The organism is Streptomyces sp. NPDC091280 (genome assembly GCF_044768565.1).
Taxonomy (GTDB): domain Bacteria; phylum Actinomycetota; class Actinomycetes; order Streptomycetales; family Streptomycetaceae; genus Streptomyces.
On the sequence record NZ_JBIVUZ010000009.1, the window covers coordinates 278228 to 297902 of the forward strand.

Here is a 19675-nt window from a genome sequence, read left to right on the forward strand (position 1 = left end):
TGATCGAACATATCGCGAGTTGCCGCAGAACGTCAATACACGATGTATCGCGATTTTCCGCCGGGAGCAAGAGCGTGAGGACTTGGGCCCGCCGTGGACACGGCCGCGTGACGCGTCCGAAACAGGCCGTCCCTAATTTCTGTCACCCGACAGGAATTCGCGCCGAAGGCAGGTGCCGCCGTGGCCACAACCGCCCCCTCCGACGTACGCCCCGATCCGCCCCACTCCCCCGACGACGGCTCCCTCGCCGAGTTCGGCTACCGCCAGGAGCTGCACCGCAGCCTCGGCCGATACGCGTCGTTCGCGGCCGGGTTCTCCTTCATCTCCGTCCTGACGACCGTCTTCCAGTTCTTCGCCTTCGGGTACGCGTTCGGCGGCCCGGTCTTCTTCTGGGCCTGGCCGGTGGTCCTGGCCGGGCAGCTGCTGGTCGCCGCCTGCTTCGCCGAACTCGCCGCGCGCTACCCGATCTCGGGCGCGATCTACCAGTGGTCCTCGCGCCTGTCCAACGCGGCCTTCGGCTGGTTCGCCGGCTGGATCATGGTGATCGGCCAGATCGTGGTCGTGGCCGCGGCGGCGCTCGCGCTCCAGATGGTGCTGCCCGCGATCTGGTCCGGCTTCCAGCTGGTGGGCGGCGACCCCGCGCCCACCTCACCGGACGGCGCGGCCAACGCGGCCGTCCTGGGCGTGATCCTGCTGGTCCTGACGACGGTCGTGAACATCCTCGACAACCGCGTGATGTCGGTGATCAACCGGGTCGGAGTGACCGCCGAGATCATCGGCGCGATCCTCATCGTCGTCCTGCTGCTGACCCACTCCAAGCGCACCCCGACCATCACCTTCCACACGACCGGCAGCCTGGAGGGCGGGCTGCTCGGCGCGCTGCTGGTCGGCTCGTTCACCGCCGCCTACGTGATGATCGGCTTCGACAGCGCGGGCGAGATGAGCGAGGAGACCCACAACCCCCGCCGCACCGCGCCCCGCACGATCCTCACCGCGCTCGGCGCGGCGGGCCTGCTCGGCGGCCTGATCATCCTCGGCGGCCTGCTAGCCGCACCCAGTCTGACCGACGGCCACCTGGGCGTCGACGGCCTCAGCTACGTCCTGACCAGCAGCCTCGGCGACGGCGTCGGCAAAGCCCTGCTGGCCGACGTGGTGGTGGCCATCGCGGTGGCCACCCTGGCCATCCAGACGGCGGCCTGCCGGATGCTGTTCTCCATGGCGCGGGACGGCCAACTCCCGTTCTCCGCAAGCCTGTCCAGGGTCAACCCGCGCACGGGCATGCCCAGCGCCCCCGCCCTGGTCGTCGGCGTCCTCGCGGCGGCCCTGCTCCTCCTCAACTTCGCCTCCCCCGACGCCTTCCTGGCCATCGGCACCACCTGCATCGTGATGCTGTACCTGGCCTACGCCATGGTCACCGGCCCGCTGCTGATCCGCCGCCTGCGCGGCGAGTTCACGACCCACGGCACGGACGAGACGGGCGCCCGCCTGTTCTCCCTGGGCCGCTGGGGCGTACCGGTGAACGCCCTGGCGCTCCTGTACGGCCTCGTCATGACGGTCAACCTGGCGTGGCCGCGGGCGGCGGTGTACGACCCGGCGGGCGGGCACTGGTACTTCCAGTGGTTCACGGTGTTGTTCCTGGTGGTGACCGTGGGCGTCGGCCTCCTGTACCGGCTGACGAGGGCGCGCGCCGTGCCCGCGGCCGAGGAAGTGGCCCGCGTCTCCCCCGAACCGGTTCAGTAGCCGCCGTTGCCGTGCGTCACCCTGGTGATCCTTCGTCCCGGTGGTGGCGCACGGCCGTGAACACGGTGTGAAGCCGCGCACGGGACAGCTCCACGCGCCGGAGTGCACGCCCTTTCTGACCGGCCGGAAGCCGTCACATGCTGCGAGGCAATGGGTCGTCAGGACTATTGACGGCTCGGGTGCGCCGCGGCGAACTCGTGGGTCCGGAGCGGGACTTGGCCGGTGTGACGGACGAGAGTCCAGTGGCGTCCCGGAGAAGCGACTCTGGAGATCGAACGAATGCGGTTGTATCGTAAGGAGGTGCGAATCCGGCCGGAACGGACCGGCTGTTGACCGACAGCGGGACCACCCGGATGTTCGCGGAGGATGTGGGACTCGCTCATACGACAGCCCGCGGCTGCCAGTGGGTGTCCTCACTACTGGCCGAAGGGGTGTCAGCGGGCGTATGTCGCGTACACCATCCACAAGATCCGGATCGGTGGCTCGGACACGCGCGAGCGTGCCGAGACGGTGGTCGACCGCCCCACAGGGTCTCGGCGGTTGACCGGCAACGGGCTTCCCGTGCCGTCCGAGGGGCGGCGCGGTCGCGGGGTATGGAGCACAGCGCGCAGTTCAAGGACCAGGTTGCTGCCCGCGCACCGCCGGTGCGGGACGGGCAGCTGTGCAGACGTATGCCGTGACCTCACAGGAGGCAGCCGTGACGGACACCTTCCAGTTGCCCTCGTTCCACATGCCGTTCCCGGCCCGGGTGAACCCGCACCTGGCGGATGTCCGTCCACGTGTTCGCGCCTGGGCGTACTCGGTCGGTCTGCTTGAGCCGCAGCACACCGACTCGCACCACGGCGGGTGGAGTGCCGAGATCTTCGACCGCGCGGACTTCACCCGGTTCACCGCGCTGACCTATCCCCACGCCTCCGCGGAGGAACTGGAACTGCTGTCCGGGTGGCACAGCGTCATCTGGTGCCTGGACGACGTCTTCCTCCCCTGGTGCGAGGCGCTCGGCGAGCGGGAGCGGATCCTGCGGCGCATAGAGCGGCTGATGGCCTTCCTGCCGGTGACCGCGCACGCCTCGGTCCCGGCACCGGAACACCCGCTGGAGCGTGCGCTGTCCGCGCTGTGGCGCCGCACCGCGCCCTCGGCCTCGCTCTCGTGGCGGCGCCTGTACACCAGGTCCGTACGGCAGTTCCTGGAAGCGTCGCTGTGGGAGACCGAGAACCTCACGCACCCCCGGTACCCCGACCTCATCGAGCAGACCGAGATGCGGCGCGACTACGGAGCCGCCGGGTGCAGCGCGCTGCTGATGGAGCACTCGTTCGGCTGGGAGATACCCGAGGACGTCCGGGGAACCCGCGCGTTCACCGTGCTGGTCAACGCGTTCCGGGACACCGTCGATCTGCACAACGACCTCGTGTCCTACCCGAAGGAAGTCCGCGAGGGCGTCGCCGGGAACAACATCGTGCACGTGGCCCAGGCTCTGCTGGACCTCCCTCTCCACGAGGCGGTCTCCTACGTCGACCGGATCCTGACGGGCCGGGTCAGGACACTGGCCGAAACCGTCGAGACCGACCTGCCACGCACCCTGCGCGATCTGGGCGCGGACCAGGACACCCGGCACGCCGTGCTGCGGCACGCCCGCGCCATCCAGGGCTGGGCGGCGGGCTCCTACCACTGGCACGAGGTCACCGACCGGTACCGGACCGGCGCCGGCTCGGCCCGCCCGGTGGCCGCCTAGATTCTGCCGACGCTTCACCGCGCACCCCGGTGGCCGCCCAGGGTCCGCCGCCGTTTCGCCGCGAACCCCGGTGCCGGTGCCCCCGCGTACGCTTGATCGCGATGAGACGCCGTACACCGCTCCCGCCTTCTCCCCTGCCGCAGCGCGAGGGGGTGGATCCGGTGCGGGTGCGGCTGCCCGCCGGGGACGCGTGGCGGACCGTACGGGATCATCTGGTGGCGCGGCTCGCGGGCGGGGCCGGGGCCGGGGTGGTCGACGCGATGCTCGACTCGGGACGGATCGTGGACGCCGCCGGGCGTCCGGTGACGCGGGAGCGCGCGTACGAGCCCGGCATGTACGTGTGGTTCCACCGGGAGCTGCCCGACGAGGAGCGGGTGCCGTTCCCCATCGACGTCGTCTACCGCGACGAGCACGTGGTCGTGGCCGACAAGCCGCACTTCCTGGCCACCACCCCGCGCGGCAGTCATGTCGCCGAGACGGCGCTGGCGCGGCTGCGCAGGGAGTTGGGCATCCCGGCGCTCGGCGCGGCGCACCGGCTGGACCGGCTGACGGCCGGAATCGTGCTGTTCACCGTGCGGCCGGAGGAGCGCGGCGCGTACCAGTCGCTGTTCCGGGAGCGACGGGTCGTGAAGGAGTACGAGGCGGTGGCGCCGTACGACCCCGCGCTGGCGCTGCCGCGGACCGTGCGCAGCCGGATCCTCAAGGAGCGCGGTGTCATGGCCGCCCGTGAGGTCGAGGGCGAGCCCAACGCCGTCAGCCGGGTCGAGTTGCTGGAGCACCGTGACGGGCGTGCCCGGTACCGGCTGCTGCCGAGCACCGGGCAGACCCACCAACTGCGGGTGCACATGAGCGCGTTGGGGGTGCCCATCCTCGGTGACCCGCTCTATCCGGTGGTGACCGGCCCGGTGCCGGCCGGTGATTTCCGGCGTCCGCTCCAACTGCTGGCGCGGGTCCTGGAGTTCACCGATCCGGTCACGGGGCGCGCGCACCGGTTCGTCAGCCCGCGGGAGCTGCGGGCCTGGTCGTCGTATCCGGAGTGGGCGGCGGAGTAGCCCGCCGCCCGTTCGCTCACTCGCCCCGCCACCAGCGCAGCAGACGCTGGAACAGGCCCTGCGGGTGGGCCGGTTCGGGTGCAGGTTCCGGTGTGCGGTCGTGGGCCGGGGCGACGGGTTCCGGGGTTTCGGCCGGTGCCCGTCGGGTGCTGATCTGCCAGTCGTCGGGGCGCTGCGGCGGTACCGGCCGGGCGGTGGGCCGCTGTGTGACGTCCTGCTGCGGCTTCGGCGCGAACCTCACCGGCAGTTCCACCAGATGCCGGTTCGAGATGGACTCCCGCCACTGCAACTCGTGCTCTTCGCAGGCGAGTTGGATGTCGGGAACCCGGGCCAGCAGCGCGTCGACGCCGACGTCGGCGATGGCGCGGCCGATGTCCTGGCCGGGGCACTCGTGGGGGCCTCCGCCGAAGGCCAGATGGGAGCGGTTGCCCCGCATGTTGGCCTTGAGGTCGGGACGGACCCGCGGGTCGACGTTGCCCGGTGCGATGCCCAGCAGGAGGGCGTCGCCCTCGCGGATCCGCCGACCGCCCAACTCGGTTTCCTGCTTGGCGATATAGGCGAGCTGGGTGCTGAACGGCGGCTCGTCCCAGAGGGACTGCTCCACCGCCTGGGGCACCGTCATCTGGCCGCCGTTGAGCTGGGCGCGGAACCCCGGGTCGGTGAGCACCAGCCGCAGCACGTTGGCGAGCAGGTTGGCCGTGGCCTCGTAGGCGGCCATCAGCACGACGCGCAGATGCTGGCCGACCTCCTCGTCGTTGAGCCGCGCCGGGTGGTTGATCAGGTGGCTGGTGAAGTCGTCCTCGGGGGCGGCCCGGCGGCGGACGGCGAGCCGCATCAGGACGTCCATGATGTACGCGTTGCTGGCGATGGATGTCTCGGTGCCCTTGAGCATGTCGCGGGCGGCGTGCACGATCCGGTCGTTGTACTCGTCGGGCATGCCGAGGATGTGGCACATGACGGCCATCGGCAGATGCTCGGCGAACTGGCCGACCAGGTCGGCCCGGCCCTCCTTGCAGAACTTGTTGACGAGGTGCTGGGTCGCGCGGTTGATGTGGCGGCGGATGCCCCGGTGGTCGATGGTCGACATGGCGCCGGTGACCGCGCCGCGCAGCCGCAGGTGCTCCTCGCCCTCGGCGTGGCAGCAGATGGGCTGCCACGCGATGAGCGGCATGAGGGGGTGGTCCGGCTTGATCGTGCCGTCCTGGAGCGAGGTCCACAGCCGGGTGTCGCGGCAGTACTGCGAGGGGGTGCTCACCATGTGCAGGTTCTCGCTGTGGCCGAGCACCACCCAGACCGGCACGTCCTCGTGGAGCAGCGCGGGGGCCACCGCACCGTGCTCGGCCCGCAGTTGCTCGTAGACGGCTCCCAGGTCCTGCGCATCGGGGCCGTAGAGCCGGCGCAGTCCCCCGGGGCCGAGGCCGTGCGCGGGGCAGCCGGGGGGCGGGCCGGGCATGAGGTCGTCCGTACCGGTCGGGGAGTGTCGTTCAGACGTCACGATGATCGCTCCGAAAACTGAAGTGGGTCCGGTCTCTGGGGAGTTCGGGACAGGCGCAGAACCGTGGCGGCGGAATCAGGCCGGGGAGCCCGTCGTCGCGAGGGAGTGCAGGAAGCGCATCAGGGTCATCAGGGTGTCCCGGCTGGAGGCCCTGCGCCGCGCGTCGCACTCGACGATGGGGATCTCCGGCGCCAGGTCGAGCGCCGTGCGCAGCTCCTCGACGGGGTAACGGGGCCCGTCCGGGAAGGAGTTGACGGCGATCACGAACGGCACACCGCGCTCCTCCAGCCGTCCTATGACGTCGAAGCTGACCTCCAGGCGCCGGGTGTCGATCAGCACCACCGCGCCGAGCGCTCCTTCGAACAGGCCGTTCCACAGGAACCAGAAGCGCTCCTGGCCGGGGGTGCCGAAGAGGTACAGGACCAGCTGGTCGGTGATGCTGATGCGGCCGAAGTCCATGGCCACGGTGGTCGCGGTCTTGGTCTCGGAGCCGTAGTTGTCGTCGACTCCGACGCCGGCCTGCGTCATGGTCTCCTCCGTGGTCAGCGGTCTGATCTCGCTGACCGAACCGACCATGGTGGTCTTGCCGACCCCGAAGCCACCGACGATGACGATCTTCACCGCGGCCTGGGCCGTGTGCGGCAGATGGTCCTCGGTCCGTGGTCCGGGGAGGGTGTCAGAGCTTTTGAAGTCCATGCATCACCGCTTCGAGAAGGGAACGGTCGGCGATCGCCTGCCGCACGATCGGGGCGCGCGCCTGGACCAGTCCGGCCGTCAGCAGCTCGGTGAGCAGGACGGTCACCACGCTGAACGGCAGATTCAGATAGGCCGACAGCTCGGCCACGGACAGGGGGGCGGCACAGAGCCGGATGAGCGCCGCCCGCTCCGGTGTGGAGGAGGGCGGCGGGTCGGCGCGTGCCACGATTAACGTCACCAGGTCGAGGGCGGCGCGCTCGCCCCCCTCCTCCGCTCCGGTGAGTACGTACAGCCGCTCGGGTTCCTTGCGCGGGCCCCGCTTGTCGGGCTCGGGCGGGGGCTGGTCCTTGGGGTGGCGCCGCCGGCGTTGCGGAGGAGTCATACGGTCTGCCCGTTGCGCCGGGGCGGGCTGGTGAGGTGGGCGCCGATCCGGACGACCAGGTCACGCATGCGGTTGCTCATCAGACCGGGTTCGGCGACCACGTCGGAGAGGACCGCGAGATAGGCGTTGGAGCCCGCCGCCATCAGGTAGAAGTAGCCGCCGTTGATCTCGATGATGACCATGCGCATCGTGCCGTCGCTGTCCGGGATCTCGTGGGCGACGGCCCCCGCGAGGCTCTGGAGTCCCGCGCAGGCCGCGGCGACGCGGTCGGCGGCGTCCGGGTCGCCGCCGTAGCGGGCGATCCGCAGTCCGTCGGCGGAGAGCACCACGATCATCTCGATGCCCGGGACGCCGTCGGCGAGCTCCTTGAGCATCCAGTCGAAGTTGGCTCGCTGCTGGATCACTTGAGATCCCTCTCGTCGTCGGCCTCGACACGGGCCGGCTCGGTGGTCTGGGTGAATGCGGTCGGATCCGGGTCGCCCTTGAGTCCGTTCATGAACGCCTCGACCCACAGCCCCGGTTCGGGCTCTTCCTTCTCGGGCTCGGACACCGGTTCGGCCCAGGCGGAGAACGCGTCCCGCTCGGCCTGTTCGGCCCGTTCGGCCGCCGCCTGCTCGGCGAGCCGCTGGCTGAGCGGCATCTTGACCCGGCTGCGGCGCTGCGGCAGGCCGCCCACCGTCCACTCCGTGACCTCGGGGACCTCGTCCACCATGGAGACGGTGGCGGGGATGCGGGGGCTGGTCGGACGGCGCTTCTTGGGCGCGCGCTTGGGGCCCTCCAGCGCGCCCAGCTCGGTCTTGGGCGCGGCGGTGGCGCCGATGCCGTGGGCGAGGCCGGGTGCGGGATCGTTGGTGAGCATGTCCCTGGGCACGATCAGGACGGCGCGGACACCGCCGTACGCGGAGGCCCTGAGCGAGACCTGCATGTTGTACGTCTGACAGAGTCGGCCGACTACGGTCAGGCCCAGGCGCGGGCTCTCACCGAGGTCCTGGAGGTCCATACCGGCCTTGGCCTGCTCCAGCATGTTCTCGACCCGGGCGCGGGCCTCCTCGCTGAGGCTGACGCCGGCGTCCTCGATCTCGATGGCGACACCGGTCTGCACCTCTACGGCGGTGACGTGCACCTTGGTCTGCGGCGGCGAGTAGCGGGTGGCGTTGTCGAGGAGTTCGGCGGCGGCGTGGATGACCGGTTCGACGGAGGTGCCGTTGATGTTGACCTTGGCGATGGAGTCCAGCGAGATCCGCCGGTACTCCAGGATCCGGGACATGGCACCGCGCAAGGTGCTGTAGAGCGTGACGGGCTGGGGCCACTGGCGGCCGGGCCGGCCGCCGCCCAGCACCGAGATGGAGTCGGCGAGCCGGCCGATCAGCGCGGTGCCGTGGTCGATGCGCAGCAGGTCGTCGAAGACCTCGGGGTTGCGGCCGTGGTCCTCCTCCATCTCGCGGAGTTCGTTGGCCTGTTGGTGGACGATCGCCTGGACGCGCCGGGCGATGCTGACGAAGGAGCGCTGCGCGGAGTCGCGCATGGCCGTCTCGCGGTCCACGATGTCGAGCAGGGTGCGCAGCAAATCGCGTTGTGACTGCGAGAGTTCGCGCCACTGGGGGTGAGTGTCGACGATTTGGCGAATCACCTCTGCGGGCGATTCTCCGCCGCGCATTCCGTAGAGGGCGGCGGGCACGACCTCCTTGCCGAACCGCGCGATGTCCCGGTCGTGGGCGGCGATCCGCCCTTCCAGATACGCGCGGTGACGGTCGTGGTCCGCGCGCTGGTCGCGCAGGGTACGACCGCGGCGGACGGCTTCCGCCGCCGTCACGATCACAAGCAGCGTGGCGATGCCACCGCACCAGCCGACAGCGGCCCGGGCCGGCTCCGTCACCACGGCGACGGCGGCCCCGGTCGCCGCGGCCATCACTATGGCGGGCAGCAACAGCACACGGGCGTACGGAAGTTCACGGTGGCCGGGGGGCGATTGAACACTCACCATGTAAGCCCTCTGGGAGAAGTCGACTGGGGGGAGAAGAGACCGAGGGATCTTCGTTATGTTTAGGAACAAACGCACGAATACAGCCCAACTCGGTGCGCTGCGGGCGAGCTTAGTCCGACCGGATCATCGCTGTGTCATATTCAGCAAGCCCCTGAAAAGGGACAGGAAAGAGGAGTACTCTCAGCCCATTTACACGCTGCGCCATCACTCGAACACCACCCGTGACGGCGGACGGGCGTACGGATCTCACTCACCGTAAGGAGTGAAGCCCCGGCCCCGGCCCCGAGTCAGGTCCGGGTTCCGGCTCAGACCCCCGCGATCCGCAGCGCCGCGTCGGCCGTGGCCTCCGCGAAGGCGGACACCGGTCGCTCGGGGTCGGAGCGGTGCACCAGGATGACGCCCTCGATGAGCCCGAACAGCAGATCCGTGCGCAGTTCCAGCTCGCTCTTGGCGAGCGCCCCGCCCGCGGCGGTCTCGGCGAGCAACTGGCGGTAGGCGTCCTTGAGTTCGGCGCGCACGGCATGGAAGCCGGCGAAGCGTTCGGCGCGCACCTCGGGCAGCAGATAGAGCCCGCCGAGGTTGTGCGAGCCGCCGCACAGCAGCTCGACGTCGGTGCGGCACAGCTCCCACAGCCGGTCCTCGGCCGGGCCGGAGTCGTCCGCGAGGAGTTCCCGGGCGCAGGTCAACGAGGGGGTGACCGTGGACTCCAGGAGGTCCGCGAGGAGTTCCTCCTTGCCGGAGACGTAGTGGTACATCGACGCCTGCCGCATGCCCGCGCGTTCGGCGACGGCCCGGGTGGTGGTGGCCGCGTAGCCGCGGGTGGTGAACAACTCGGCCGCGGCGGCGAGCAGTTCGGCGCGCGGAGACAGTCCGCTCTCCGGCCGCTGAGCGGCGCGCGGCCTGCCCACCCGGCGTCCACCTGTGGCTCCCATGCTTTCGATCCTCGCACACGGCACCCCCGCCCGGACCGGCCGGTGATCTTGGTGAGGGCTCGGTAACCGACCGGCAACACCCGGGCAATCCCGGCGACCCGACCGCCTCCTAATTTCTGTCGAGCGACAGAAATGTCGTACGACCGAGACGTCCCCGCAGCCGGAGGTCCCCCGCGATGGCGACAGCGACCACTTACGGAGCCCGCGCCCATGCCCGCGCCCAGCAGGGCGGACGCGCCGAGGCCATGCCCGTCGTCCCGGCCGCCGACTGGCCGTCCCCGCCCTGCGCGGCGGGGCATCTGGTCTGGGCCGAGACCGTCGCGGGCGGCAACTACACCCATCGCGTCCTGGCCCGCGGCACCGAACTCCGCCTCACCGACCTGCGCGGCGACGCCTGCGCCCATCTGCTCCTGTACGCGGCCGACCGCCCCTGGGAACGGCTGAACGTCGCCGACACGGTCAAGGTCCAGTGGAACGCCTACCTCGGCGAGGGCCAGCTCCTCCTCTCCGACCAGGGCCGTGTCCTCGCCTCCCTGGTCGCCGACACCTCGGGCCGCCACGACGCGCTGTGCGGCACCTCCGCGCTCGTCCGCAACACCGAGCGCTACGGCGACGGCACCCCGCAGTCCGCCTCCCCCGCCGGCCGCGAACTGTTCAAGCTCGCCGCCGCCAAGAACGGCCTCGAACCCCGCGACCTGCCGCCCTCGCTCTCCTTCTTCCAGGGCGTCGAGGTCCGCGACGACGGCTCCCTCGACTTCACCGGCTCGGCCGGCCCCGGCGGCAGCGTGACCCTGCGCGCCGAGCAGGACGTGACCGTACTGATCGCGAACGTGCCGCACCCGGCCGACCCGCGCGAGACCTACGTCAGCACCCCGCTGGAGGTGCTGGCCTGGCGCGCCGAGGCCACCGGGCCGGGCGACCCGCTGTGGGAGGCCACGCCCGAAGGCCGCCGCGCCTTCCTCAACACCACCGAATTCCTCGCCGCGAGGGGGCTCGCATGAGCACGACCGTTGTTCCCGCCCGCGCCGCCTGGTCCGCCGTCGTCCGCACCGGCGAGACCCTCACCATCACCGACCTGCACGGCAACCAGGCCGTCGACTTCCTCGTCTACGACGCCCACGACACGTCGGTCCGCTACAGCGCCCCCGACACCATCCACGCCCAGGGCGGCATCTTCCTGACCACCGGCAGCGTGCTGCTGTCCAACGAGCACACCCCGCTGATGACGGTCACCGCCGACGAGGTCGGCCGGCACGACACGGTCGGCGGCGCCTGCTCCAAGGAGTCCAACACCCTGCGCTACGGCCACCACACCTGGTCGCAGCACGCGTGCGTGGACAACTTCCTCGCCGAGGGCGCCAAGTACGGCCTGGGCAAACGGGACCTGGTCTCCAACATCAACTGGTACATGAACGTGCCGGTCGAACCGGACGGCACCCTCGGCATCGTCGACGGCCTCTCCGCGCCGGGCCTGGAACTGACCCTGCGCGCCGAACGCGACGTCCTGGTCCTGGTCTCCAACTGCCCCCAGATCAACAACCCTTGCAACGGCTTCGAACCGACGGCCGTGGAGATGACGATCGGGGCCCGTGGATGACCTTCGACACGCTGCTGATCGCCAACCGGGGCGAGATCGCCGTCCGCGTCATCCGCACCGCCCGTGAACTCGGCCTGCGCACGGTCGCCGTGTACTCCGACGCCGACCGCTCCGCACCCCACGTCCGGCTCGCCGACGAGGCGGTACGGCTCGGCCCGGCGCCCGCGAAGGAGTCGTACCTCGACGCCGACCTGGTCCTGAAGGCGGCGAAGGACACCGGCGCGGGCGCGATCCACCCCGGCTACGGCTTCCTCTCCGAGGACGCGGCCTTCGCCCGGCGCTGCGAGGACGCGGGCATCGTGTTCGTCGGCCCGACACCCGCCCAACTGGAGCTGTTCGGCGCCAAGCACACCGCGCGGGCCGCGGCCGAGGCGGCGGGGGTCCGACTCGCCCCGGGGACAGGCCTGCTGGGCTCCGTCGCGGAGGCGCTCGCCGCAGCAGAGGCCATCGGCTACCCCGTCATGCTCAAGGCGACCGGCGGAGGCGGCGGCATCGGCATGTCCGCCTGCCGCTCCGCCGCCGAACTCACCGAGTCCTGGGAGCGGGTGCAGCGCGTGGCCGCCGCCTCCTTCTCCTCCGCGGGCGTCTTCCTGGAACGCCTCGTCGAGCACGCCCGCCATGTCGAGGTGCAGGTCTTCGGCGACGGCGAGGGCGGGGTCGTCACCTTCGGCGACCGCGACTGCTCCCTCCAGCGCCGCAACCAGAAGGTGGTCGAGGAGGCCCCCGCCCCCGGCCTGCCCCCGCACATACGCCGCCAACTGGCCTCGTCCGCACGCGACTTGTGCGCGTCCGTCGGCTACCGCTCCGCCGGAACCGTCGAGTTCGTCTACGACGCGGGCCGCGAGGAGGCCTACTTCCTGGAGGTCAACACCCGTCTCCAGGTGGAACATCCGGTCACCGAGGAGATCTACGGCGTCGACCTGGTCGCCTGGATGCTGCGGCTGGCGCGCGGTGAGACCGACGTCGTACGCGAACCCGGCGCCCCGCGCGGCCACGCCGTCGAGGCCCGCGTCTACGCCGAGGACCCGTCCCGCGAACACCGGCCCAGCGCGGGCCTGTTGACCCGGGTCGAGTTCCCGCAGGGCGTCCGCGTCGACGGCTGGGTGGAGACCGGCACCGAGGTGACCACGTCCTACGACCCGATGCTCGCGAAGGTCATCGCCTACGGCCCGGACCGCGCCCAGGCGCTGCGCCGACTGGACGAGGCGCTGGCCCGCACCCGGGTGGACGGCATCGAGACGAACCTCGGTCTGGTCCGGGCGGCGCTCGCCGAGCCGGACTTCCGCACCGCCGCCCACTCCACGGCGACCCTCGCCACCGTCACCGACCCCACGCCCCGTATCGAGATCGTCGCGGGCGGCACCCTCACCACGGTCCAGGACTGGCCCGGCCGTACCGGCTACTGGCAGGTCGGCGTCCCGCCGTGCGGCCCGATGGACGACCTCTCCTTCCGGCTCGGCAACCGCGCGCTCGGCAACGAGGAGGGCGCCCCCGGCCTCGAATGCACGCTCCAGGGACCCTCGTTGAGGTTCACCCACGCCACCACCGTGTGTGTGACGGGCGCCCCCGCACCGGTCACGGCCGACGGCGTCCCGGTTCCGCAGTGGGAGCCCGTGACGCTCGCCGCGGGCTCGCTCCTGGAGGTCGGCGCACCGGCCGAACACGGCCTGCGGACCTACCTGTTGGTGGCGGGCGGCCTGGACGTGCCCGCCTTCCTCGGCAGCGCGAGCACCTTCACCCTGGGCCGTTTCGGCGGCCACGGCGGGCGGGCGCTGCGCACCGGTGACGTCCTGCACGGCGGCACGGTCGTCGAGGGCACGCCGGTACCGCCCGCCGACCGCCCGGTCCTCGGCGCCGTATGGGACGTGGCGGCGGTCGAAGGCCCGCACGCGGCACCGGAGTTCTTCACCGAGGACGACATCCACGACTTCTACGCGGCCGACTGGAAGGTGCACTTCAACTCGGCGCGCACGGGAGTCCGGCTGGTCGGCCCGAAGCCGCGCTGGGCCCGCACCGACGGCGGCGAGGCGGGCCTGCACCCGTCCAACATCCACGACACCCCGTACTCGGTCGGCGCCGTCGACTACACCGGCGACATGCCGGTCCTGCTCGGCCCCGACGGCCCGTCCCTCGGCGGCTTCGTCTGCCCGGCCACGGTGATCAGCCAACAGCGCTGGAAACTGGGCCAGTTCAGGCCCGGCGACACGGTCCGCTTCCGCCCGGTGCGCGTCGACGGCTCCCCCCGTGCCGACATCGTGGACGGCGGCATACTCGCCCGGGACGGCGACGTCACCTTCCGCCGCAGCGGCGACGACAATCTGTTGGTCGAATTCGGCCCCATGCAACTGGACCTGGCACAGCGCATGCGCGTCCACGCCCTGATGGAGGCGGTCGCCGAGGCCGACATCGAGGGCGTCACGGACCTCACCCCGGGCATCCGCTCCCTCCAGATCCAGACGGACCCGGCCCGCCTGCCCCAGTCCCAACTCCTGTCCGCCGTACGGGAGACAGCCAGGAACCTCCCGCCCACCGACCAGCTGATCGTCCCCTCCCGCACGGTCCACCTCCCCCTCTCCTGGGACGACCCGGCGACCCGCGAGGCCATCGCCCGCTACATGGCGGGCGTCCGCGACGACGCCCCCTGGTGCCCCTGGAACATCGAGTTCATCCGCCGCGTCAACGGCCTGGACTCGGTCGAGGACGTCTACGGCACGGTCTTCGACGCCGAATACCTCGTACTGGGCCTGGGAGACGTCTACTTGGGCGCCCCGGTGGCCACGCCCCTCGACCCGCGCCACCGCCTGGTGACCACCAAGTACAACCCGGCCCGCACCTGGACGGCGGAGAACTCGGTCGGCATCGGCGGGGCCTACCTGTGCGTCTACGGCATGGAGGGCCCCGGCGGCTACCAGTTCGTGGGCCGTACGACCCAGGTGTGGTCGGGCTGGCAGCAGCGCGGCGCGTTCGAAGCGGGCTCGCCTTGGCTGCTGCGCTTCTTCGACCGCATCAAGTGGTATCCGGTCGAGGCGGACGAACTCCTCGAACTCCGGGCGGACATCGTCTCCGGCCGTTTCGTCCCGCGCATCGAGGAGGGCACGTTCTCGCTCGCCGAGTACGAGGCGTTCCTCGCCGAACACGCCGACTCCATCGCGGAGTTCAGGACACGGCAGCAGACCGCGTTCGGTGCGGAGCGCGACGCGTGGGAAGCGGCGGGCGAGTTCACCCGGGCGGAGGCCGCGGCCGCCCCGGCGCCACCGCAGGCAGCGGTGACCGTCCCGCCGGGCGGACGTCTGGTGGAGGCCGAATTCGCCGCCTCCGTCTGGCAGTTGAACGTGGCGCCGGGCGACGAGGTGACCGTCGGCCAGCCCCTCCTGGCCCTTGAGGCGATGAAGATGGAGTCCAGGGTCCACGCCCCGATGGCCGGTGTGGTGGCCGAGATCCTGGCCAGGCCCGGCGACCAGGTCGAAGCGGGCACGGCGCTCCTCGTCCTCGCCCCCGCAAGCTGAACAGCAAGGAGCACCCAGAGATGTCGACCACCCTGTCCCGAGTCCGCGCCGCCTACGCCCGTATCGAGGCCGTGGACCGCCCCGAGATCTGGATCGACCTGCGCGCGCGGGCGGACGTCGAGCAGGAGGCCAGGGCGCTGGACGAACGCGTGGCGGCGGGCGAGCGACTCCCGCTCGCGGGGCGCCTGTTCGCGGCCAAGGGCAACATCGACGTGCACGGCCTCCCGACGACGGCGGGCTGCCCGGCGTACGCCTACGAACCCGAGGCGGACGCCCCGGTCGTCGCCCGGCTCCGCGCGGCCGGCGCGCTCGTGCTCGGCACCACGAACCTCGACCAGTTCGCCACGGGCCTGGTCGGCACCCGTTCCCCCTACGGTGCCGTCCGCAACGCCCACGACCCGGCGCGGATCAGCGGCGGCTCCAGCGCGGGTTCGGCGGTCGCCGTGGCCCTGGGCATCGTCGACTTCGCGCTCGGCACCGACACGGCGGGCTCGGGCCGGGTGCCCGCGGCCTTCAACGGCATCGTCGGCCTCAAGCCCACCCGGGGCCTGGTCCCGACGACGGGCGTCGTCCCGGCCTGCGCCTCGATCGACTGCGTGACGGTGTTCGCCCGCACCCTCCCCGAGGCCGACCAGGCCCTGTCCTTCATGGCCGCCCCACCGGACCGCGACCTCCCGCCCCTCCCGCAGCGCGCCCCGGGCCCGTGGCGCGTCGCGGTGGCGGCCCGCGACCAGCTCGGCGAACTGGACGCGGGCTGGGCCGAGGCGTACGAGGCGGCGGTGGAGCAACTCAGGGGCGCGGGCGCCGAGATCCGCACGCTCGACCTCACCCCCTTCACGGAGGCGGCGGCGATGCTCTACGAGGGCGCGTTCGTCGCCGAGCGCTACACGGCGGTGGGAGGCTTCGTCGACAAGGCGACGGCGGACGGTGTCGAGGGCCTGGACCCCACGGTCACCGGCATCATCACCCGGGCCCGGGACATCCCGGCCCACCGGCTGTACGCGGACGAGGAGCGCCTCGCCGCGCTCCGCACCCGGGCCCTGTCCGAACTGGCCGACGCGGACGCCCTGTTGCTCCCGACCACACCGGGCCACCCCACCCTGGCCGAGGTGGCCGCAGACCCCCTGGGAGCCAACGCCCGCCTGGGCCGCTTCACCAACTCCACGAACCTCTTCGACCTCGCGGCGGTGGCGGCCCCCTCGGGCCAGGTGGACGGGCTGCCCTTCGGGGTGATGCTGATCGGCCCGGCGTTCACCGACGAGCGCCTGTCCCGACTGGCACGCGAGCTACAGCCGTCCGTGCAACTGGCAGTGGTGGGGGCCCACTTGACGGGCCAGCCGCTGAACCCCCAACTCCTCTCCCTCGGCGCCCGCTTGGACCGCACGACGACCACGGCCCCGGTGTACCGCCTGCACGCCCTGGCGACGACTCCGCCCAAGCCGGGCCTGGTGCACGTGGGCGCTGAGAGCGGCGCGGCGATCGAGGCCGAGGTGTGGCGCCTCCCGGCCGAGGGCCTGGGCCGTCTGCTCGCCGCGCTCCCCCGCCCGATGACGCTGGGAAGCGTGGAGTTGGCGGACGGCACCAGAGTGCCGGGTTTCCTGTGCGAACCGGCAGCTCTGACAAACGCCGAGGACATCACGGCCAACGGCAGCTGGCGGAACTATCTGAAGCACCGCTACCCCACCGACGAATAGGCCACAACCCCCCGCAGCAACAGATCAACAGCCTTACGCGCGTTCTTGGCCACGGTAGACGAGGCCGCCTCACCCGAAACCGGCGCCGCCGCGGAAATCTGGCCCAACACATCAATCACCTGCTTGCACCACCGAACAAAGTCCCCGGCCGGCATCTCCACCTCCCGCAGCACCTCGTCCAGCCCCTTCCCACTGGCCCACATGTACGCGGCCCAGGCGAAGCCGAGATCGGGCTCCCGCTGACCGACCCCCTCGGTCTGCGTGATCCGGAAATCCTCCTCCAGGGCGTCGAGCCGGCCCCAGATCCGCACCATCTCCCCCAGCGCGGCCTTGGCCGCGCCGGAGGGCACCTTCGGCGTCGTGGCGTCGTCGCTGACCCGCGCCTCGAACACCAACGCCGAGACGCAGGCGGCGAGTTCGGCAGGGGCGAGGCCCTCCCAGACCCCCTCCCGCAGGCACTCACTGGCGAGCAGGTCGAGTTCGCCGTAGAGCCGGGCGAGCCGCTTGCCGTGCTCGGTGACCTCGTCGCCGCGCAGATAGTCCAGCTCGGTCAGCAGCGCGACGATCCGGTCGAAGGTGCGGGCGATGGTGTTGGTCCGCCCCTCGATGCGCCGCTCCAGCTGTGTGGTGTCCCGCTGGAGCCGGTGGTACCGCTCGGCCCAACGCGCGTGATCCTCACGGTCGGTGCAGCCGTGGCAGGGGTGCGCGCGGATCGCCGTACGCAACCGCGCGATCTCCCGGTCGTCCGCGGCCTGCGAGCGCTGCTTGCGGACCCGCTCCGGCGGGATGTGCCCGGCCTTGGTGCGCAACGCGGAGGCCAGGTCCCGACGGGACTGCGGGGAACGGGGGTTGAAGGACTTCGGGATCCGCATCCGGTCCAACGCCTCGACGGGCACCGGGAAGTCCATCGACGCGAGCCGCTTGACCTGCCGCTCCACGGTCAGCACCAGGGGACGCGGGCCGTCGTGCTGCTCGAAGCCGCGATGGCCGTTGGACCGTCCGGCGGGCAGGCCCGGGTCCAACACCAGTGCCAGACCGGCGTACTTGCCGGTCGGGACATGGATGACGTCTCCCGGCTTGAGCTTCTCCAGGGCCACGGCCGCCTCGGCGCGCCGCTGCGCCACACCCTGCCGGGCCAGCTCGGTCTCACGGTCCTTGAGCTCGCGACGCAGCCGCATGTAGTCGTCGAAGTCGCCCAAGTGGCAGGTCATGGAGTCCTTGTAGCCCTCCAGGCCCTCTTCGTTGCGCTGCACCTGCCGGGAGATCCCGACGACCGACCGGTCCGCCTGGAACTGCGCGAAGGAGGTCTCCAGCAACTCGCGCGAACGGTGCCGCCCGAACTGCTCGACCAGGTTGACCGCCATGTTGTACGACGGCTTGAAGCTGGAGCGCAGCGGATACGTACGCGTACCGGCGAGTCCCGCGAGGTGCTCGGGGCTGATCCCGCGCTGCCACAGCACGACGGCGTGGCCCTCGACATCGATGCCGCGCCGGCCGGCCCGGCCGGTCAACTGCGTGTACTCGCCGGGGGTGATGTCGGCGTGCTGCTCGCCGTTCCACTTGACGAGCTTCTCCAGCACCACCGAGCGCGCGGGCATGTTGATGCCCAGCGCCAGGGTCTCGGTGGCGAACACGGCCTTCACCAGGCCACGCAGGAACAACTCCTCGACGACCTCCTTGAACGTCGGCAGCATGCCCGCGTGATGGGCCGCGATACCGCGCTCCAGGCCTTCCAACCACTCGTAGTACCCGAGGACATGAAGGTCCTCGGACGGAATGGACGCCGTCCGCTCCTCGACCAGCGCACGCACCTTCTCCCGCGCCTCGTCGTCGTTCAGCCGCAGCCCGGCGTACAGACACTGCTGTACGGCGGCCTCGCAGGCGGCGCGGCTGAAGATGAACGTGATGGCGGGGAGCAGGCCCTCGTTGTCCAGGCGTTCGATGACCTCGGGGCGGCCCGGTGTCCACACCCGTGAGCGCTGTCTGCGCTCGCGCTCCCGGTCGGCCTCGCGCATGGCACGGCCGCGTCTGCGGTCCTGGTAGGAGGGGCGCTGCGACTCCATACGGGCCAGGCGGGTGAGGTCGGGGTTGACGGCCTTCTTGTTGCCCTCGCCCTCCTCGAAGAGGTCGTACATCCGGCGTCCGGCCAGCACGTGCTGGAACAGGGGCACGGGCCGGTGCTCGGAGACGATCACCTCGGTGTCGCCGCGGACGGTGTCGAGCCAGTCGCCGAACTCCTCCGCGTTCGACACCGTGGCCGAGAGCGAGACCAGGGTCACCGACTCGGGGAGGTGGATGATCACCTCTTCCCAGACGGCGCCGCGGAAGCGGTCGGAGAGGTAGTGCACCTCGTCCATGACCACGTATCCGAGACCGAGGAGGGTCTGCGAGCCCGCGTACAGCATGTTCCGCAGGACCTCGGTGGTCATGACGACCACCGGAGCCTCGGAGTTGACACTGTTGTCACCGGTGAGCAGACCGACCCGGTCCGCGCCGTAACGGCGGCACAGGTCGGCGTACTTCTGGTTCGACAACGCCTTGATGGGGGTCGTGTAGAAGCACTTCTTGCCCTGCTGGAGGGCGAGATGGACGGCGAACTCGCCGACGATCGTCTTGCCGGAGCCGGTGGGCGCCGCGACCAGCACGCCCTTCCCCGCTTCGAGCGCCTTGCAGGCCTCGATCTGGAAGGGGTCGAGACCGAAGTCGTACATCTCGCGGAAGTCCGCGAGCGCGGTGGCCTGCTCGGCTGCCCGCAGGCGGGCTGCCGCGTACCGCTCGGCCGGGGAGAGTTCCTCTGTCATCGTGCTTTCGAGCGTACCGGGCGCCACTGACAACAGGACGATCATTATCCGTTCCCATAGGTCC

The 19675-nt window shown here is 71.2% G+C and carries 14 protein-coding genes; 7 read left to right on the forward strand and 7 right to left on the reverse strand.

The features are described 5' to 3' along the window. Positions 1 to 180 precede the first annotated feature (180 nt). From ACIQPR_RS27485 to ACIQPR_RS27495, 3 genes are all read left to right on the forward strand, one after another. Positions 181 to 1740, forward strand: a complete 1560-nt coding sequence (locus tag ACIQPR_RS27485) for an amino acid permease (protein WP_403653365.1) — start codon at positions 181 to 183, stop codon at positions 1738 to 1740. 697 nt (positions 1741 to 2437) lie between these two features. Beyond that, a complete protein-coding gene (locus ACIQPR_RS27490; protein WP_403653368.1) occupies positions 2438 to 3472 on the forward strand; it encodes a hypothetical protein in 1035 nt (344 codons plus the stop codon). A gap of 101 nt (positions 3473 to 3573) precedes the next feature. Further along, positions 3574 to 4524: an RluA family pseudouridine synthase gene (locus ACIQPR_RS27495; protein ID WP_403653371.1), complete on the forward strand. Its 951-nt coding sequence runs from the start codon at positions 3574 to 3576 to the stop codon at positions 4522 to 4524. Between the two features lie 16 nt (positions 4525 to 4540). On the opposite strand, the gene ACIQPR_RS27500 is transcribed toward ACIQPR_RS27495, so the two are convergent. The 6 genes from ACIQPR_RS27500 to ACIQPR_RS27525 all read right to left on the reverse strand — a co-directional run bounded on the left by ACIQPR_RS27500 (position 4541) and on the right by ACIQPR_RS27525 (position 10013). Further along, positions 4541 to 6019 (reverse strand): cytochrome P450, encoded by a 1479-nt coding sequence (locus ACIQPR_RS27500; protein ID WP_403653374.1) that lies wholly within the window; start codon positions 6017 to 6019, stop codon positions 4541 to 4543. Between the two features lie 75 nt (positions 6020 to 6094). Next, positions 6095 to 6715 (reverse strand): GTP-binding protein, encoded by a 621-nt coding sequence (locus ACIQPR_RS27505; RefSeq protein WP_403653377.1) that lies wholly within the window; start codon positions 6713 to 6715, stop codon positions 6095 to 6097. Then, on the reverse strand, positions 6696 to 7097 hold the full coding sequence (locus ACIQPR_RS27510; protein WP_403653381.1) for a DUF742 domain-containing protein: 402 nt from the start codon (positions 7095 to 7097) through the stop codon (positions 6696 to 6698). The genes ACIQPR_RS27505 and ACIQPR_RS27510 overlap by 20 nt, the downstream gene beginning before the upstream one ends. Further along, entirely contained in the window at positions 7094 to 7501 is a 408-nt protein-coding gene (locus ACIQPR_RS27515) for a roadblock/LC7 domain-containing protein (protein WP_403653384.1), read from the reverse strand. Before ACIQPR_RS27515 ends, ACIQPR_RS27510 begins: the two co-directional genes overlap by 4 nt. After that, positions 7498 to 9081, reverse strand: coding sequence for a sensor histidine kinase (locus ACIQPR_RS27520; protein WP_403653387.1), 1584 nt, complete (start codon positions 9079 to 9081; stop codon positions 7498 to 7500). The genes ACIQPR_RS27515 and ACIQPR_RS27520 overlap by 4 nt, the downstream gene beginning before the upstream one ends. A gap of 305 nt (positions 9082 to 9386) precedes the next feature. Continuing rightward, positions 9387 to 10013 carry a TetR/AcrR family transcriptional regulator gene (locus tag ACIQPR_RS27525; RefSeq protein WP_403653390.1) on the reverse strand — a complete coding sequence of 209 codons (627 nt, stop codon included), beginning with the start codon at positions 10011 to 10013 and terminating at the stop codon, positions 9387 to 9389. 176 nt (positions 10014 to 10189) lie between these two features. Here ACIQPR_RS27525 and ACIQPR_RS27530 point away from each other — a divergent pair, with 176 nt between their 5' ends. From ACIQPR_RS27530 to atzF, 4 genes are read left to right on the forward strand one after another with little or no spacing between them, the layout of a single operon-like run. Next, positions 10190 to 11014, forward strand: coding sequence for an urea amidolyase associated protein UAAP1 (locus ACIQPR_RS27530; protein ID WP_403653392.1), 825 nt, complete (start codon positions 10190 to 10192; stop codon positions 11012 to 11014). Then, positions 11011 to 11610, forward strand: a complete 600-nt coding sequence (locus ACIQPR_RS27535; RefSeq protein ID WP_403653395.1) for an urea amidolyase associated protein UAAP2 — start codon at positions 11011 to 11013, stop codon at positions 11608 to 11610. The genes ACIQPR_RS27530 and ACIQPR_RS27535 overlap by 4 nt, the downstream gene beginning before the upstream one ends. Further along, complete coding sequence (locus ACIQPR_RS27540) at positions 11607 to 15116, forward strand: 5-oxoprolinase/urea amidolyase family protein (protein ID WP_403653398.1); 3510 nt, start codon at positions 11607 to 11609, stop codon at positions 15114 to 15116. The genes ACIQPR_RS27535 and ACIQPR_RS27540 overlap by 4 nt, the downstream gene beginning before the upstream one ends. Before the next feature lie 20 nt (positions 15117 to 15136). After that, positions 15137 to 16810 carry an allophanate hydrolase gene (gene atzF / locus ACIQPR_RS27545; protein ID WP_403653401.1) on the forward strand — a complete coding sequence of 558 codons (1674 nt, stop codon included), beginning with the start codon at positions 15137 to 15139 and terminating at the stop codon, positions 16808 to 16810. On the opposite strand, the gene ACIQPR_RS27550 is transcribed toward atzF, so the two are convergent. Further along, positions 16792 to 19656: a DEAD/DEAH box helicase gene (locus ACIQPR_RS27550; RefSeq protein WP_403653404.1), complete on the reverse strand. Its 2865-nt coding sequence runs from the start codon at positions 19654 to 19656 to the stop codon at positions 16792 to 16794. The two genes, atzF and ACIQPR_RS27550, sit on opposite strands and share 19 nt — an antisense overlap. Between the last annotated feature and the right edge of the window lie 19 nt (positions 19657 to 19675).